The sequence below is a fragment of the Nostoc sp. genome, from assembly GCF_036917575.1.
GTDB lineage: Bacteria > Cyanobacteriota > Cyanobacteriia > Cyanobacteriales > Nostocaceae > Nostoc.
The window spans coordinates 1-18,722 of record NZ_JBALDC010000076.1 but is presented as its reverse complement, the minus strand read 5'-3'; the positions used below and the strand labels follow the sequence as shown (position 1 = coordinate 18,722).

At 41.6% G+C, this 18,722-nt stretch carries 13 protein-coding genes; 6 read left to right on the top strand and 7 right to left on the bottom strand.

The annotated features are described in order from the left end of the window. Window positions 1-562: 562 nt before the first annotated feature. From V7K79_RS22850 to V7K79_RS22840, 3 genes are all read right to left on the bottom strand, one after another. On the bottom strand, window positions 563-2,440 hold the full coding sequence (locus V7K79_RS22850) for an N-acetylmuramoyl-L-alanine amidase (RefSeq protein ID WP_335050701.1): 1,878 nt from the start codon (window positions 2,438-2,440) through the stop codon (window positions 563-565). 640 nt (window positions 2,441-3,080) lie between these two features. Further along, window positions 3,081-4,559, bottom strand: a complete 1,479-nt coding sequence (locus V7K79_RS22845; protein WP_335050699.1) for a cation:proton antiporter — start codon at window positions 4,557-4,559, stop codon at window positions 3,081-3,083. A gap of 139 nt (window positions 4,560-4,698) precedes the next feature. Continuing rightward, window positions 4,699-4,839: a hypothetical protein gene (locus V7K79_RS22840; protein ID WP_335050697.1), complete on the bottom strand. Its 141-nt coding sequence runs from the start codon at window positions 4,837-4,839 to the stop codon at window positions 4,699-4,701. Between the two features lie 62 nt (window positions 4,840-4,901). Here V7K79_RS22840 and V7K79_RS22835 point away from each other — a divergent pair, with 62 nt between their 5' ends. Then, the gene (locus V7K79_RS22835; RefSeq protein ID WP_335050695.1) at window positions 4,902-5,645 is read left to right on the top strand and encodes an SIMPL domain-containing protein; all 744 of its coding nucleotides are present in this window, start codon (window positions 4,902-4,904) and stop codon (window positions 5,643-5,645) included. An 80-nt stretch (window positions 5,646-5,725) separates the two neighbouring features. Here the strand turns inward: V7K79_RS22835 and V7K79_RS22830 are convergent, their stop codons facing one another. Continuing rightward, window positions 5,726-6,088 carry a single-stranded DNA-binding protein gene (locus V7K79_RS22830; RefSeq protein WP_335050693.1) on the bottom strand — a complete coding sequence of 121 codons (363 nt, stop codon included), beginning with the start codon at window positions 6,086-6,088 and terminating at the stop codon, window positions 5,726-5,728. A gap of 374 nt (window positions 6,089-6,462) precedes the next feature. Here V7K79_RS22830 and V7K79_RS22825 point away from each other — a divergent pair, with 374 nt between their 5' ends. From V7K79_RS22825 to mreD, 3 genes are all read left to right on the top strand, one after another. Further along, a complete protein-coding gene (locus V7K79_RS22825) occupies window positions 6,463-7,470 on the top strand; it encodes a rod shape-determining protein (RefSeq protein ID WP_335050898.1) in 1,008 nt (335 codons plus the stop codon). A 101-nt stretch (window positions 7,471-7,571) separates the two neighbouring features. Then, complete coding sequence (gene mreC / locus V7K79_RS22820) at window positions 7,572-8,366, top strand: rod shape-determining protein MreC (RefSeq protein ID WP_335050691.1); 795 nt, start codon at window positions 7,572-7,574, stop codon at window positions 8,364-8,366. Window positions 8,367-8,391: 25 nt separating this feature from the next. Continuing rightward, window positions 8,392-9,009, top strand: coding sequence for a rod shape-determining protein MreD (gene mreD, locus V7K79_RS22815; protein ID WP_335050690.1), 618 nt, complete (start codon window positions 8,392-8,394; stop codon window positions 9,007-9,009). A 411-nt stretch (window positions 9,010-9,420) separates the two neighbouring features. Here mreD and V7K79_RS22810 read toward each other — a convergent pair whose 3' ends face one another. From V7K79_RS22810 to V7K79_RS22800, 3 genes are all read right to left on the bottom strand, one after another. Next, entirely contained in the window at window positions 9,421-10,143 is a 723-nt protein-coding gene (locus V7K79_RS22810) for a carbonic anhydrase (protein ID WP_335050688.1), read from the bottom strand. A 653-nt stretch (window positions 10,144-10,796) separates the two neighbouring features. Further along, window positions 10,797-13,802 (bottom strand): sensor domain-containing diguanylate cyclase, encoded by a 3,006-nt coding sequence (locus V7K79_RS22805; RefSeq protein ID WP_335050686.1) that lies wholly within the window; start codon window positions 13,800-13,802, stop codon window positions 10,797-10,799. Window positions 13,803-14,743: 941 nt separating this feature from the next. After that, the gene (locus V7K79_RS22800) at window positions 14,744-15,535 is read right to left on the bottom strand and encodes an SAM hydrolase/SAM-dependent halogenase family protein (RefSeq protein WP_335050684.1); all 792 of its coding nucleotides are present in this window, start codon (window positions 15,533-15,535) and stop codon (window positions 14,744-14,746) included. 155 nt (window positions 15,536-15,690) lie between these two features. Between V7K79_RS22800 and V7K79_RS22795 the strand changes: the two genes are divergently transcribed. Together V7K79_RS22795 and V7K79_RS22790 are read left to right on the top strand one after the other, a co-directional pair. Then, a complete protein-coding gene (locus V7K79_RS22795) occupies window positions 15,691-16,599 on the top strand; it encodes a hypothetical protein (RefSeq protein WP_335050682.1) in 909 nt (302 codons plus the stop codon). A 14-nt stretch (window positions 16,600-16,613) separates the two neighbouring features. Next, entirely contained in the window at window positions 16,614-18,536 is a 1,923-nt protein-coding gene (locus tag V7K79_RS22790) for an Hsp70 family protein (protein WP_335050680.1), read from the top strand. The last annotated feature ends 186 nt before the right edge of the window (window positions 18,537-18,722 follow it).

Sequence of the window (18,722 nt, the reverse complement as noted above, 5' to 3'; positions counted from 1 at the left end):
AACATATTGGCTAATCCTCACACCGTCACCGCGCACACTTGAGTTTTGCGCTGTTATTTCAGACACAGCTAATGGCGTAAAATATAGCACGCTCCTCTGATTTTGCCATGTGATTAGCCTATATAAATTTGACTGCCAATTTTAAATTTTTGATTCCCAATTTTAGTTTTCTGCCAGACTAGTACCGCAAGGCGGAATTCAAAATTAATACAGTATAAGCGCTTCATTGATTTGAAATGAGTGGTTTATTTACGCCGTGTTGTACTAGGTCTTGCTACACTAACACCTGTTGTAGGTGATGCAAATCCAAAATCCAAAATTTGTTGACTTGCAAAGTATCAAATGACAATAACAAAGAAGCTACTCTTATTCCGCCGCAAGAATACTTAAATTGTTTTACTACTAAATTGGATAAAAATGGTAAAGATTAGATATACTTACTTAACAATTTAGAAATTTAGGCTAAATTATACCAATTTAACAAAAGAATGCGACAGATACATACTTTTAAACCTTTGTGATATCTGGCTTTCTTAATGCGTGAATTTTGAATTGGTATTACTTATCTTCTTTTGAGATACTGAAGAACACCACGAGCGATCGCTTCTGCCATTTGATTTTGATAAGCTGAAGTTCTCAGCCTAGCCATATCCTGGCGACCAGTCATATAACCAGTTTCTACGAGAATCGAGGGCATAGAACTTTTTCTGAGGACATAAAATCTGGCTCGCCGCACTCCCCGGTCTTTGAGAGTACTAATACTTTGAAGAATGCTACTGCGGACAATGCGAGCTAGATCCAGACCGCTATCGTAATAATAGACTTCTAAGCCATTAACATCGGGGCGACTTGCACCTGCGGAATTAGCGTGGATGCTCACAAACACATCAGCATTCGCCCGCTCTGCTAATTGCACCCGTCCCGGAAGGGTAACAAAATAGTCAGAATCCCGCGTCAGAATCACTTGTACACCATGTTGCTGCAAAATCTCACCCAGCCTTTTACCAATAGGCAAGATAACATCTTTTTCACGTGCCCCCCCAATGCCAAGCGCTCCTGAGTCTTTACCACCATGTCCTGGGTCAATAATGACTACCACCCGCCCATTAGTAACTCGGCGCTGTGGTTGTATTTGGGGTCGAGGATTTGGATTGTTTAGGTCTGGGAATGGGCCACGGTTTGGTGGTGGTAGCCCAGGTAAAGCATAAGGAGGTCTTCCGGGGAGGCTGACAACTCGCCGAGAACCTTGTATTGGTACCAAAAGCTGGTCGCCAATTTGCTGGGGTTGCCCAAGTTGCACTCCGCCTGCTGGTTGAACTAAAACAACCACTGTATTAGATGCTTGGGGTTGCAGACGTACTCGAAGAATCGGGCTATTGGCAGTAAAAGTAGGCCCTATAACTCTGGTAGCTAACTTGGCATTGGTAATTGTGACGCGGAAGATACCTGAGGATCTATCCCAGATTCCCGTAGCAGATAAAGGTTGATTGCCTCGAATTAGCAGTTGTTTGCCATTATCGGTAAGTTGCACAGACTCAATTGTTGCTGGCAAGTTATTGACAGATGCTCTACTGGGAAAGGAAAGGGCTTCTGATTGATTGTCTAAATTATTACTTCTAGGCAATCTGACAAGGCGACTAGGTAGAACTATCAAACCACCATCGTTACTATTAGTTACTCGCCAATCTGGGCTATTTTTATCTACCCGCAAAGTTAAACGGACACCGGGAGGTTGGGTTGGCAATGAGGTGAATTCGACGCGGCTAATACCATGTTTGTTAACGGGTATATTTCTCTGCTGCCTCAGACGTGGTGATAAAGATGCACCAGAGATATCAATGAAGATGGTAGCGCGATCGCGGCTGGGAATTACTTGAATTGGAGGATTACCACCACTGGTACGAATGAACAACCCATCGCCTGTTACTTGTAAGTTCTCAATTTGAGTTGCCCCTCGTGTAGTGGTGGCAACCCTTGAAATATTAGGTTGAGGTTGAGAGTCTGGGGTAACTACACTGTAAGCATTTCTAGGAGATGAAGCTACTTTTTCGACTGCTGGCTTCGGTAATTGCACCGTCCAGCGATCGCCAGTTGTACCAACAAATTGCACTCGTTTGGGGTCTAAAGTGTAACCAGGAGTCAGTTCAACAACTATGCGTGTTGTATCTCCATCAAACTGTCCAACACGGATTGAGCGAATTCCATTACCCACCTGTTGAGTTAACTGCGGACGATCAAATGTAGTTCCCGGCAAATCAATTACCAGCCGAGTTGGGTTAAAAATTAGTTGTGCTTGGGGTTGAACTGCTCCTACAGTATTAATTTCCAGCCTGTTTTGATTGGCATCAAAGCGCCAAGATTCAAGTCTGGCGGCCATTGCTGGCGACGCTAGCATGAAGATAGTTCCAATAGTGCTGGGTAGTAACCAGTGTAATTTCACAGTCCTTTCTCCTAATTCACATTCATGGGAGCCGTCAATATTTCAACTCATTGGTAAATCATCACATCATCACCACCAAAACTTGACCTTTGAATCTCTTTTTTGATTTTTAAGCTGGAATTTGGACACACCTAAATCAGTTATCAGGTTTAAAATTCAGTTTAAATCCCCATGCGAAACTTTCCACTTTTACAGGTAGAGAACTCTGACTCCCAATAAAGCTAGAAAACTGATAATTGATAGCTGTTTAGTGATAAGTGTTTGTTCCTTGTTGCCATCAATGCACTGAGTAAATAATTCCCATTACTGTCAAACGATCTAGCAAAATTTATGGGTGTTACTACCCAATTATCTGGAAAATATTCAGATAAAGGCTCACAAGCCAAGGGAAACTAGAAATTAAGTAACATTCTGAATGCTGGTAGAAATATATAAACAAATGATTATTCTACAATCACACGGGACGGAGATTTGAGAATAGAAGTTTCCACTGCATAATTGGGAGCAGGGGAGCAGGGGAGCAGGGGAGCAGGGGAGCAGGGGAGCAGGGGAGCAGGGGAGCAGGGGAGCAGGGAGCAGGGAGCAGAGGAGAGAAAGAGCAATGTCCAATGCCCAGTGCCCCATTCCCCATTCCCAATAATTAACGATCGCCAGAATCTGGAGTTACTCCCAAATTGCTGCTGTCATTTGATGCTGGCACCCTTGATTGAGGTGGTTCAATTACCAACGAAGTCCCAGAGGAACCGTCTAAAATTAGTTGCTCTGAGCTTCCGTCCACGGTTTTTGGATCTGGAAATACAAATCGTAACAAAGGAGGAGCTAAAAAGGTTGTCAAGATAACCATCATGATAATTGCTGCTCCTAATGGTTTCGAGAGAGCGCCACTGGCAGCACCGACACCAGCAAACACTAACCCAACCTCGCCTCTAGGAATCATCCCCACACCGATCGCTAAACGGTTGATTCCCGGTTGACCAAACACGCTTAAGCCTGTGATTACTTTACCGAGAATGGCTACTATAATCAGGAAAGTTGCCATAATTAGACCTTCACGATTGTCGGGAATTGCTGGGTTTAATACTCCCAAATCGGTTTTTGCGCCAACAGTCACAAAGAAAATTGGCACTAATATATCGGCAATGGGAGATACTTGCCTTTGCAGTTCTTTACGCTTATCTGTTTCTTCTAGAACTAAACCAGCTGCAAAAGCTCCCAGAATTGCTTCTAAATGAATGACGGCAGCCAGGTATGCCATCGCAAAGGCGAAAATGAATGCTGGGATTACTAGTCCACCACGTGTTTTGAGTTGATCGGCGATCGCTACAAAAGACTTATTAAAAACATTGCCTAGTAGGATTGCTCCCAAAATAAAACCTGTGGCGCTGAGAATCAAGTAAATGACTTTGCTGACATCCACTACGCCGTCTTTAGCTAAACTGGCAACTACCGCTAAAACGATGATTCCTAGTACATCGTCAATTACCGCAGCACCCAAAATAATCTGCCCTTCTTTAGAATTGAGTCGCCCCAGTTCTGACAGCACTTTGGATGTCATCCCAATACTAGTAGCAGTCAAAGCCGCCCCTGCAAAAATTGCAGGTATAGCACTAATCCCAAACAAAGTCATCAGTCCCACAGTCCCCGCAGCAAAGGGTACTGTTACTCCCACAACTGCGACGACGGTGGCTTGGATACCAACTGCCATTAAATCTTTTAAATTCGACTCCAAGCCGATTTCAAACAGCAGAATGATCACACCCAATTCTGCCAAAACGGAAATGACCTCGGACTGAGCTGCAAATACGGCTGGAGCGGCTTCAGGCGTCAAACCAGCAGTGGTTTGAAGGAAGGACACAATCAAAGAATTAGAACTGTCTGTGCCGCCTTCTGGAAAGACTAAAAGATGGAAAACAGAGATGCCAACTACCACACCGCCAACGAGTTCGCCTAAAACAGGCGGCAAACCCACTTGGTTTGATAGCTCTCCACCAACTTTGCTGGCGAGATAAATGACTACTAAGCTTAGTAGCACTGCTTCGACTACCATTGAACTGTCTGCGGCTTGTGTTGCGCTAGCCAGCAGAGGAAAAGAGAAGTTGATTGGTTCTAACAAATGCATTAGGTTCTCTGAAAATCCTTCTCTTTGATTTTGACGCGTTTCTGAAAAACATCATATAAAGACATAATCTGAATTCAAAATTCAAAATTCAAAATTCAAAATGAATACAGTGTAAACGTTTCATTTATGCTGTGCAGTATTAGTGGATTTTTTTAGTATCCAAAAATGTAACCATTTCCGCTTTTGACGATCGCTGTGTCAAAGTAAGAACATAGAAATTGTATCTGGCGATCGCACTTGAGTTGTGAAAAACTTCTGGTGGTTGACTCTCAACGACCACCGGAAGATTGCTACATACGTTTATTCAAACCATCTGTGGATACTTTGAGGAGTGCAAATATTATGACTAGAGCCGCTTTACCCGGTTCTCAGTTTCCGTCTGGAAACCTGTGGAAAATACTGCCTTTAGCAATGCTTTTATGTACAACCTTTGTACTACCTGCATTTGCACAAGAAAAAGATAAATTGTCGCGAACCCTTAGTGTTAGTGGCCGCGGAGTCGAAACAATTCCAACAACTCTGGCACAAGTCAGTTTAGGAGTGGAGATTCAGGGGAAAACAGCCCAAGAGGTACAACAAGAAGCCGCTCAGAAGTCATCTGCGGTGGTTGCGTTTCTCAAGAGCAAAAATGTTGAAAAATTACAAACCACTGGTATCCGGCTCAACCCAGTTTACAGCTATACCAACAATGTGCAGCGAATTACAGGCTATGCTGCCAGTAACACTGTAAGTTTTAGAACTGCTGTTGAGCAAGCTGGGACATTATTGGATGATGCAGTCAAAGCCGGTGCAACACAAATTAACGGCATTAGTTTTGTTGCGAATGATCAAGCGATCGCTGCTGCTCAAAAGCAAGCATTAAAAGAAGCTACTCAAGACGCACAGCAGCAAGCTGATGCCGTTTTCAGTGCTTTGGGTTTTAAATCCAAAGAAATAGTCAGCATTCAAGTTAATAATGCTAGTGCGCCTCCACCACCACCAATGTTTTTACGGGCTGAGGCTGCGAAATCAGCTGATGCTTCCACCCCGATTGTTGGTGGTGAACAAGAAGTAGAAGCATCGGTGACGTTGCAAATTAGTTATTAGTCATTTGTCATTAGTCCTTTGTCATTTGTAAAGGCAAGGGACTAATAATCAATGTCCAATGCTCAATCCCCAATGCCTAATTAAAAATGTTCTGAAGATATATCTTCTGTACCGCCTTCTGCATCTCGCTTAGAGCCTAATAAATCTAGTTGCTCTACTCTAATAACTGGTGTAGAACGGTTTGCTCCTGTTTGGCGATCGCTCCATGTGTCAAATTTTAAGGAACCTTTTATGCCGATTAAGCTTCCCTTACGGACATAATTACCTGCTACCTCAGCCGTCTTATCCCATAACTCCAGTGTGAACCAGTCAGGTTTCTCATTGTTGCGCGAACGTCGATTGACAGCTAGTGTTAATTTACATACAACCTTACCAGATTCAAAATATTTTATATCAGGGTCGCCACCTACACGACCAACAAGGGTGACAATATTAATACTCATCTGCGTTCCTCTTCAGTACAAACGTACTTAGCAATTTCGACTTTCATCATAGCGAATTGTGAAAGACTTGAAAATAATGTGTTAAACAGTTAACAATATAATTGACTTGAAAATTTATACACACTATTTGGAGTAAACACATAAAAGTATAGGAGTATACTAATTTAACCAGAGAATATCAAAAAGTACGGCGCTTGAGACATACTAAATATTCCTGGTAATCATATAAAAATATTGTCTAGTTTACTCAATTTAGGATACAAACATAATCGAATCAAGCGCGATTAACTCTTACCGTTGTAGTCAAAAAGTATCGCACATAGGGGGCTTACAGACGCGTGGGTATTTTTAGAAACTTTCGCACTTCATGGGATATGGGTATCGACCTCGGTACCGCAAACACCCTGGTTTATGTATCTGGTAAAGGTATTGTACTACAAGAACCTTCTGTAGTTGCGATCGATGTCAACGAAAAGGTAGCACTAGCAGTAGGAGAAGAAGCCAAAAAAATGCTCGGTCGCACACCGGGAAATGTGATTGCTCTGCGTCCTTTGCGGGATGGTGTAATCGCTGACTTTGAGATAGCCGAGCTGATGCTCAAAAGCTTTATTCAGCGTGTAAATGAAGGTAAATCTTTGATTTTACCCCGGATTGTCATTGGTATTCCCAGTGGTGTAACAGGAGTAGAAAGGCGAGCTGTCATGGATGCAGCTCACCAAGCAGGAGCAAGAAAAGTTTATTTAATCGATGAACCTGTAGCTGCGGCTATTGGTGCAGGATTACCTGTTGCCGAAGCAACTGGCAACATGATCATCGATATTGGTGGTGGGACAACAGAAGTTGCAGTGCTGAGTCTTCAAGGTACGGTAATCAGCGAATCAGTACGCATTGCTGGAGATGAACTAACTGATGCGATCGTTCAGTATATTAAAAAAGTTCATAATTTAGTCATTGGTGAACGTACTGCCGAGGAAATCAAGATTCGGATGGGTTCTGCCTATCCAACTAATGATGATAATGACGCCATGATGGAAGTCCGAGGCTTACACCTGCTTTCTGGTCTACCGCGAACTGTAACAATCAAAGCGCCAGAAATCCGTGAAAGTATGATGGAACCGCTATCAGTAATTATAGAAGCTGTGAAGCGGACACTCGAACGCACACCGCCAGAACTTGCAGCAGACATTATTGACAGAGGTATTATGTTAGCTGGAGGCGGTGCTTTGCTCAAAGGCATAGATACCCTCATTAGCCATGAAACAGGGATTATTACCCACATTGCTGCCGATCCTTTGAGCTGTGTTGTGCTGGGAACAGGTCGTGTGTTAGAAAACTTTAAACAGTTGGAACGAGTTGTTACCGAAAGCTCTCGCAATATGTAGCAAAAAAAATATCAGACTTAAGTTCTATTTGAGTTCTATTTGGGTTTTATATACATAGCATCCAAATAGAACTTAATTTATATAAGTACGTATAGGTATATATGGTGACAGTACGGCGTTGGTGGGATCGTAAAGGGTTGCAAATTGGCTTGTTAGGTTTAATAGTTGGTAGTGCTTGGATATTGCGACAGACTCAAGGTGAACTAGTGCTTGAAACATACCAGGCAATTACCCGTCCATTAGAGATGTTGCAGTCAGGACCAACTTCAGAAGAACGTCTTAGAGATGCCCGGATAATGGAATTGCAAACCCGTATAGTAGATTTGGAAAGTCAAAAGACAAAGTTACAAGATTTATTAGGCTATGTGGAAAAAGAGCCGTTGGCATCACGCCCAATTCCAGCACGGGTAGTAGGACGTAGTGCTGACCAGTGGTGGCAACAAGTTACGCTGAATCGTGGTGCAAATGCAGGGATTCAGGAAGGCTTCATAGTCAAAGCAGAAGGCGGATTGGTGGGTTTGGTGGAGAGTGTAACTGCCAATACTAGCCGCGTGTTGTTAATCAGTGACCTTAAGAGTCAAGTGGGTGTATCGATTAGCCGCACAGCAGCTAAAGGCGTTTTGCGAGGAGATTCTTCTGCCGAAGCTGTATTGGAGTTTTATGAAAAAGTTCCAAATGTCAAAGTAGGAGATTTAGTTTCCACATCTACTTATAGTCAGAAATTTCCTTCCGGTTTGGCAGTAGGACGAATTAAATCACTGGATTTAAAGAAACTTCCGGCATCAGTGGCGAAAATTGAGCTTTTTCCGCCAATCCGCTCTCTCGATTGGGTAGCTGTTTATCCCAAGCCAGAAAACCAAGAGTCGGCAAATCAAGTGCCGCAAAAGTCTAAGTAAATTCTTTGAAAAAATCCATAGAAAAATGAAGATTCCTGCATTTGGTGGTAGCAGGCAGAAAAAGCCAAAATCGTTAGAGCGAAAATCGAAATTCCGAATCCAGCCACTTGCTCGTTGGCATCCCGGTATACGTCAGTTATTTAGTTGGATAGTGACAGCTAGTTCTGTACTGTTATGTTTGCTATTATTACCAACCCGATTCCCCGGTATGGAATTGTTAGGAATTGGCCCTAACTGGCTGTTAATTTGGGTGGTAGCTTGGAGTATAAAGCGCACGGTGTTTGCCGGAGCATTGGCAGGTATAGTTCTAGGGCTACTTCAAGATTCAATGACATCACCTAATCCTACTCATGCCATCAGTTTAGGGATAGTGGGAGTTTTAACTGGTCTGCTCCAGAAACAGCGTTTTATTGAAGAAGATTTTATTTCGATTGCTGTAATTGTCTTTGTTATGGCAGTTTTGGCAGAAACTATCTTTGGGTTGCAATTAACTTTGCTGGGCAATGAGCGCAAGGTGACAGATATTTGGACATATTATCAGCGTGTCGCTCTTGCCTCTGCCATTCTGAGTAGTCTGTGGGCACCTGTGGTCTATTATCCCCTAAATCTTTGGTGGCAACGGATAAAATTGTTGGAGCAATAGTAAAGGAAGTTAGAAGTTAACAAGGGGAAGGGTTACAGGTGACAGTAAAGAAAATTACCTTTTGTACCCTGTAACCTAAATCTTTATGAATTCAAACTACAGAGAATAATTCTTAACCCCAGCGTATTGGGTTTTAATTGGAAATTAACCTATTTAGTAACTTTTCTTAACTGTGTTTTCCGAAGCATTTAGTTATTGTATTTAGGGATACGCAATTATTTTTTATAAATAAGCGTTAACCAATCAAACATGGCTAAAATATATTATACCTTCCTGGCAGGCGGTCTTGTTATATAGTTCCTGCTGGGTTTATTTATTACAAGCTTTAAGTTTTTTCTAAATTTTCGTGAGTTGGCATCAGCATAGATCAACATCGAACTAAGAAGTATACACTTAAAAATTGTGAGATCTTCAAGTAATAATGTTGACTTTACCAGTGTCAATATCGTAACAAGCACCAACAATTTTTAGTTTACCTTCACGAAGCAATTTAGCTAAAATAGTTGAGCTTTCTTGCAATTTTTCAGTTTGATACTGAATGTTGGCTATAACTGCATCTTGCATATTATCACCCGTTTTGAACTTTACCCTTTCTACAGATGGTTTGATACCCTCAATAATCAAACCAATTCTTCCTGGAAGTGGTTCGTTTTTGATTGCTTCTGCTACTGCACCGCATCTTCTATGACCCAAAACCATAATCAACTGCGAACCCAATACTACTGTAGAGTATTCCAGACTACCTATAATCGTGTCACTAACAACATTACCAGCAACTCTTACGACAAATAAATCTCCAAGTCCTTGATCAAAGACAATTTCCGCTGGTACTCTAGAATCTGCACAGCCCAATATGGCGGCAAAGGGATACTGAGCTTTAGCAACTAATCGTAAGCGTTCTAGTGATTGATCGGGATATTGAGGTTTTTGATGGATAAATCTTTGATTACCATCAAGCAAGCGTCTGATGGCTTCATTCGGACTGATTGAATTAGGGTTAACTAAGTGAATATCAGCAACAGCAGTTTGCTCTGGATTCCAAAAGCTATGATCAAAAGTAGTAGCTGCAATACCTAGAACACTGGCGAATTTTAATAAATTACGTCGCCCGATAAATCCATTAATTCGACTCATCAATCTACCTGACAACAAAAAAGCTGTTCTCTAGAAGATATCAGACTTAAGTAAGATGTAAGAGTACCTGATGACACGGTTTAAGAGTCATTTAATATTCACGCGATTTAGAGTTGTTAGAATCCAGTCTGCATTAGCGATGAAAGCAGTTGAACAAGCGATAGAAGTATAGTCGTGAAAGCGGCTTTATCGCTCCTTTTATAAATTTCAATAATCAATCAAATCATAGTTTGTTAAAAGCCTTTCTGTATAAAAGTTTTTGACACAGCCAAATTCAGAATTCATGAGTCAAAATAGGCTATACTTTACGGTGCTAACAGAAGTAAGAGAGTTTTTGTACCTAGCTTTGAGACTTAGATTGTGTATTTAAGTCACTTCAAACATTCTATAAATATAGGGATATTATTTTTCAACCTATTAGTCAGCATTCAAACAATATCTCTAGCTACCTAAGCTCGACTTTATCCAAAACCAAGAACTAGGTTTTCTTTATCCGGCAAAAACCCTAGCTTTTTGGTAAATACTTTTTCTACGTCACAAATTATCGATGAAGTTAAAAAAGTAAAACTATTATCTCATAAAGGTTTCAGTTTAAACGTTCGTGCAACGATTCCGCAGGAGTATCGCGTTAGTAAAAAATGGATAAAGTCGAGCTAAGACAGTCTATTTATACAAGAACAATTACGTCCGTTTGCTTTAGCTTGATAAAGGGCTTGATCTGCTGCTTCAATCAAATCTAAAGGAACTATATTGGGTGTTGGAATCACTGTGGCAATTCCAATACTCAAGGTGACGTGATGTTTCACAGCCGAGGCCGCATGGGGAATATTTAGCTGTTCTAAAGCTTTATGAATTTCTTGGGCAACGTGAAAAGCCCCATCAATAGCAGTATTAGGCAAGATGACAACAAACTCTTCTCCGCCATAACGAGCAACTAAATCTCTAGAACGTTTGACACTTTGTTTGAAAGCTCTGGCAATAAAGCGCAAACAATCATCTCCGGTGGCATGACCATAAGTATCGTTATATTGTTTAAAATAATCAATGTCGCATAAAAGTAGTGAGACAAAACCTTGTTCTCGTAAAAGATATTGCCAGACAGAATTAAGCCGATTATCAAAACATCGACGATTGGCGATTTGAGTTAATTCATCTACCATCACCATATTTTCAAGTTGCTGGTTGGCACGCTGCAATTGTTGATAAAGTTCTGATTGTTGAATAGCGATCGCTACCTGTGTTGCCAATTGCTCAAGCAGTTCGCTCTCCCAAAGTTGCCACTCACACGGGGCGCTACAATCATGAGCAACCAAAAGTCCCCAAAGGCGATCGCCTTGTAAAATTGGTACAACTAGCTTGGCTCTAACTTGCAATTTTTCCAATAACTCTACATGACAAGGGTCCAATCCGGCAGTGTAGATGTCTGGAGTAACTTTGAGCGTACTTTGTTGATAAGACTGTCCCTGTGTTTTGACAAAATAGCTGTCTGTAATTTCCATATTCAAAATCGTTCGCCAACCTTCTGCTACAGACTCAGTAACAACCACACCACTCCAATCAGGGTTAAAGCGGTAGATAATCACACGATCAGTTTGCAGAAAACGTCGAACTTCAGTAACAGTTGTGTTCAATATTTCATCCAAGTCCAAAGACTTGCGGATATGTTGAGCGATCGCATAGACCATGCGTTCCCGTTCTGTTTGCTGTTGCAGGGCAATTTGTGCCTGTTTGCGGTCTGTGATATCTGTAAATGATGTCACCACCGCAGATGGTTTGGATTCATCGGATTCAAACAGTGGCTGAGAATTGATTGAAATCCAAGTCAAGCTGCTATCAGGTTTGTGAACTCCCATAATTATATGAAATTGGGGTTGTCCGGTGCGTAAGGTGACAAAGGCAGGGTGAGTTTCCTCTGGAAAAGAAGTACCATCTTCATGAATCGCTCGCCATCGCGGATCAATGAAAGTTCGCCCGATCATTTGATCGACTGTTAACCCTAAAATTCTTTCGGCACTGTCATTACAGGCGGTAATCCGCCCATCTGATTGCTGTAGGACAATACCTTCTGCCATCACTGTAATTACAGAACGATAGCGTTGTTCACTTTCTCGCAGTGCTTCTTCTATACGCTTGCGTTCAGTAATATCAGTATGAGTTCCTAGCATCCGTAGGGGAAAACCATTGGCTGCGCGACTCGAAATTTGCCCCCGATCTAAAATCCACTTGTAGGTTCCATCTTTGCACTTAATCCGATATTCACTGACATATTGCTGGGTTTCACCGTACAAATGCTTGATAATCTCTTCGATAACCCTCGCTTTATCATCTATGTACACCCGTTCTTCCCATTCACTGAGGGTATTTCCAATTTCATGCTCTGCAAACCCTAACATTTCTTTCCATCGCCGGGAGAAAAAAACTTCGTTAGTTTCAGCATTCAAATCCCAAACTCCGTCCCCATTTCCTTCCAAGGCATACTGCCATCTTTCTTCACTGGTTTTGAGTGCGGCTTCGATTTGTTTGCGTGAGGTGATGTCTTCAAAAATGTATAACCGCCCAAAGTATCGATCCTGAATATCCCGAATTTGACTGGAAAAGCGGCGAATCGTTCGCCCATCAACAAATAAAATTTCATCTTCAATCGTGCTACGATTTTCTTCAGACTGCAACAGTTTAAAGGATTCAGTAAATGCCCATACATCAACAATTGAAGATATACACTCAGGAATAATCTCATTATTTTTTAAAGCACCCAGACGCATTTGGTCTTCTAAATGTTCGATGCCCCAAATTTTACAGAAGTGGTGATTGAAATAAAGGATTTCGTCGGTGTGATTGTCAACAACAAAGAATCCCAGCAAAGAAGTGTCAGTCATGGAACGCAGCAAAGTTTCCCGCCTGCGCAATTCTGACTCTGCACGCTGGTGTTCCTGTAGCGCTGCTTGTTGCTTGGTAATATCCTTTTCGTTGACAAGGATAATAGAGTTACCTGTTACAGGATCGCGGGTGCATCGTATATCTATCTCATGCCATTGAATTCCCTCAGTGGTGAACACCTGAGCCTCTATATTGAATATCTCACCTAAATTAATCGCTTCCATAGCCTGTTGCCCTACACTCTTGTCGACAAAGTGACTTAGGAAAATATTCTCAGCTGACGAGTTAGGATGTAGGGTATCTCGATAACAGCGAAGGGCTGCCGGGTTTTGCATCAAAGGCACACCATCCATCGTGTAAAGTGAGACGATCGCTGTGGTATGACGTAGGGCTTCAATTGATCTGAGTGTTTCTTGATCGATCTGATTGATGACTTGTGTTGAGCCTTCAACCAGCATCGCCATTCGCCCTTGTTCAATTTGAATTCCAGAAAAGATGCAGCGAAGAGAAACAGGTTTTCCTTGTGGGTAAAATGTCCAGTTTTCAGTGATGGTTTTCTCTTGCTGAAATTCTTGCAAATAACTTTGGATTCGAGTGTGAGTAAACTGGGAAATATCACTGAAGTCGCGATTAAGCAATTCTTCTCGATTTGGAGCATTCCAAATATGCAGTGCGGATTGATTCGCCCACCACATCTGCAAGTTTTGAATATCATAAATCCAAATTGGAGTTTGTAATCGGTCAAATGCAATCAAGTCTGCAACTGATATATTCTTTAGCAATGCTCTGCAAGTTCGTTAATAGCTTTTTGTAACAAGGGTCAAGAGTTGGAGTATGAATGTCTTGAATGATATTAACATTTCCAGCTCAATATGACTCAAATACTGCCATCCTCGACTTAAATCTGTGTCAGTGCATTTATACTATATATTTTCTGTTTGATTTCTAGCCAGTTGTGGTGAAGCGGTGACGCTTGCGCTGCATCCACCTCAAGGTGGTTCGGAGAGCGTGAACATCAACAACTGGCTATTGGGTAGGATTTTGAGACGGGAATTGATCCCTTGTAGAATTTTCTCAATGTTCCTGTAACCCTGTTGATATATAAATTAAAACTGCAACAGAAAAACTTTGGATGCCAAATTGCCAAAAGCACGTATTTCTAACCTACAATGTACACACAAGTCAAAAAAAGTTTGATTTTCCATTGTTCTGTCGTTTATCTCATTCCTGTACTCTGCATGGGAATGGCTATTAGGTGCTGCTGCCTCCAGTTATATCGTGTCCGGTGAAAGACTTATCATTAAGACCGCAGTTCTTGCAGGGGGAAAGAAGGTTTTCCGGTTTCTGCATAGATTCGGGAATCATAACTAATTGGCCGGACTTGATATTAGAGACTCAATAAATGCATTCCCAGTCTGAGACTGGGAACGAAAACTAAAAAAGTTTTATCAAGCTAGGTTTTTAAGACTTGTGTATACACCGTAGGTAAGGGGTGAGAAAGTGGATTTGATTTAAGAGTTTATGATTTTTCCTCTAAAATTTCTGGAGGTAAACTCATAGACTCTATTCCAAAATAATGATGCGGTAACATGAAGATGGGGATTTTAGATAACTGGTATAAGATCACTCTCTGCAATCAAGCTGGGATTAATGCCGCTCAAAATAGCTAATATCTCATTTGTAGTATCTGTCGCATTCTTTTTTCAAATTGGTATAAGTAATTTTAGGCAATTTGAGTTACTTGCTGATTCACACGGGGACGACCAAAGCGCTCCCAAGCACTCCCTCCTCGCAGAAATAGCTCTAGGAAGCGCAATGGTTCTCCAGAATCGCCTCTTGACCAACCGGAACTACCAGGAGCAAAGGCCAAAGTTCCTTCAGATACTTTGAAACTACCATCAGAATACACTGCATCGCTGACCACATCTCCAATCCGGATCACGATCTTGCTTTGAGGCTCCAAATTAAGTGTATGGGCCGCGATAGTTGTTTTGATGTTGCCGTAACCATCAATCCAGGCAATGCGATCTGGTGGAACATCTGGGATTTGCTCACTCTTCAAGCTATCTCCCAGAATGCTAAAATCTTCATTTACAATGGCAGCCGCAGCTGGAGGAAACACATCCCGTGAGCGAAACTGCGATCCACCACGAGAAACGTTGATTGCTCGTAACTCCTTTGTATAATCTTTGATAAAGGAGAGGGTATAGCCTGCATTCACACCCACTACTTTTACACCATTAGATAAAAGGGCATAAGTTAATCCTTCACCTTCATTGTCTCGACGAGCTTCAGGATCGTCCTGACGAGGCGCACAGTTGTGATAAATTAGGCGATCGCTAGGCCCTGGGTTGAGTCCCAGTTGGGCAATCCAGAATCCCGTTGCCAAGGTACTGAATGCTGGAACCGAAAGCAAATGAATTTGGGCATGGGGAAAAGTTATCAGCAGACGTTGTGTGACTTCAGTAAATGCCGGATCTCCTGTACCGTAGTCTGCAATGACGGAGATAAACATTCTGCTCCTCCTTTTGATGAGTAGTAATTTGCAATCAACCTAATTCATAATTAGTAATTATGAATTATTCCGTCATTATCTGATTACAGGGTGAAATGAAAAAATGAATATTGATTTCACTCCTAATTAATAACCTTAAAGTCTTAATCAACGCAATGAAAACAATCACCTCACTTTTTAGCGAAGAACGCAACCAACTCCAGACAGATATTGATAATACAATCGGCATTGAGCAAATAGTTAAACTGGTGCAAAACCGACTCGACAATCTCGAAAGAATTTATATTGAAAAGCTTAATTTGGCTCAAGTTCGTCTGGCTTCCTTTTTCCTGGATACGCTGCGGCAGTCTATCGCCACTCTGGCAGCAGCTAATTATCTTCAAGCGGCTCCAACAGAGCAAAGACAAATTACTAACCCAAGTACAAAACTTTTTTCGAGCAAATTAATCCTGAAACTACTACAGGGGCTAGTTTATATCGGCATCTTAAGCTCCTTATTTTCTTTAACTAAAACTACCCCAGGTGCTTGGATGGCTATCTTATTAACTTCTCTACTTATAGGACTAGAAATTGTACTTCAACTGGAATTAAACAACCAGCAAAATAATTCTATATCTGAAGGGCTATTGGAATTACCTCAACCGATTCTCCGAGTTGATAGCAATGTATTTCTAGATTGCCTTAGCGATGCTCTCAACACTATCGACCTAGCAGTAGCTAGAGTAGAAGAATCAAATAAACATGAAGGCGACCTAGCAATAGAAGAATTGCCAGAGCTATTAAGTTTTCTGCAAAGGCTAATGGGCGCATCAAAACTTGATAAACCGCAAATGGCTCATGAACTGGCGAAACTTCTGCCACAAATTTTAATGTCTCAGGGAATTAACACTCAAATTTACCGACCAAATGACCCGCACAGCGATCGCGAGTTTTTTGACTTTGAACCAAGTATCGACCCCGATACCAAAGATCATGTAACTCTAACTCCGGCTTTGTTGAAAGGCGATCGCTTGATTAGACGCGGTAGGGTAATTGAGCCAGCATATTCCTCTGCTAGAGAATAATAGATAATAAGGATATGGAAATTTTAGAAACAATCGGTTTTGATTTGGGACACGGTGAAACGGCTGTAGCTAAAGCTGTAGTGGAAAGCATCGAACCTCCCCAGATGTTGGAGGTTAACAATAAGAAGAACCAAATTACAGCTCTTGGTTGGCATCCCAAACTCGGTTATCTTGTCGGCGAACAAGCATTAATTCAAGCTGGCGTTACTCAACTGACAATTTCTTTCAAGCAAAAACCCAACAACGATCCCAAATATCGGGAAACAATTAGCACTTTTGTGGCAACCTACTACCGCCTTTTGCAAGAAAGTAAACAAGTTGAAGGCAAAGAAGGTAGCTATTTTTACATTGGTTGTCCTTCAGGATGGTCACTTAGCGATCGCTTAGAATACCAAAAGCTACTTCAAGAAGCTGGTATTTCCCGACTCAATGTTGTACCGGAATCGCGGGCTGCTTTCATGCAAGCCAAAGAAGCCGGGAAGCTGGAGTATGACAAACTTGTTGGCTCGGTGCTAATTGTCGATATTGGTTCTTCAACCACAGATTTTACTCTGGTTAAGAGCTTAGAAGAGATCCCAATAGATTTCGGGAGTAATACTTTGGGTGCATCTTTGATTGACAAGGCTATTTTTGCCCGGACTCTCGCTAACCACGAACAAAAAGTATTACTGGAAAAAGTATTTAAAGAATATCCGCATCACCAAGCTCGTTGTGAACTTGCTTGTCGCAAAGCTAAAGAAGATTACTTTTCTAATGAACAGCTATACAGCGATCCTGAATCCTTTGCACGTGGCTTCGAGTCAATCAACGAACAGATTTTTTTTATTCCTCAAGTCAATAAATTGCTGATGGAGGAAATCTTAAACCAACCCTTACCTGAATTAGAGCTTAATAGTTGGATTAAATCATTTCGTGACTCTTTAACCGAGGCAAAACAAAAGTTGAAAGAACTTGGAATCATGCCGAAACTTATGCTGATGACTGGTGGTGCATCTCGCATGAAGTTCACGCACGTTCTTTGTCAGGAAATGTTTCCCGAACCAGAAACGCTGCTTCGCCCCGATCCAGAACCAGAACGGTGCATTGCAATGGGTTTAGCACGAGTCGGACGATGGGATTTGCGTGCTGCTGCTTTTAAAGAAGAAGTTAACAAACTATTTACCTCAAACAAGCTTAAAGGTTTGATTGAAAGGCATATCCCGGAGTTAATCGAATCACTAACTAAACCTTTAGCGGATAGCTTGATTGTCAACGCAGTTAAACCATCTTTAAAAGATTGGCAAAAAAACAAAATACGGACTTTAGCCGATTTGGAAACAGCTTTGATCGGTCGAGCAGAACAGTGGCTCAAAAGCGATCGCGCTGTGCAGATAATTAATCATCAATGCGCTTCTTGGTTTAGCAATAAAATCCAACCTGATTTAGCCGCACAAACCGATCCAATATGTCGAAAGTTTCAGATACCTAGAAGCAGCTTAAGGTTCGAGGATAGTATTGACCCAAATTTTGTTAACCCAGAGCTACGAATTGGAGATGCTATCTTGGCTGAGACAGTGGCGTTTATCGTCAATGTAGTAATTGGTGGAGGCGCTGTGGCTAGTATTATTACTCTCATACTAACTGGACATTTAACCTGGCCGATTGCACTAGTGTATGGCGCTTCAGTGATGGCGGCAGGAATGGAGCTAAATCGCAAAAGTGTTCAAGAAGTAATTAAGACAAATGTGGATGTACCTAGTTGGATGCGTTCTAGTTTTTTGAATGACAGAAAAATTGAGGATATATGTACTCAAATAAAGCCTGAGTTAGAGAAAGTTATTCAAGAACAATTGACAGCAGATCAAGAAGCTTTTGACAAACTGATTAGCAAAGTTGAGCAAGGGCTTAAAACAAGCCTTTCTACCAAGGTTCAATCTTGCATAATTCTGATCCAATAGCAAAAATGTGTGTTAGGAAATATAGTTTTTAGAAATTATTATTGCATCGCCTAAGTATTTTAAAATGGTGGTGATAGTCAGAGTGCTAGCATTCCTGGTACAGTCATCGCTGCAACCAGTCCATCAAGGCTTAAAGCACCAATCAAAGAAACGTTTCCACCCTTATTTCCAGGTATACTGCCAACT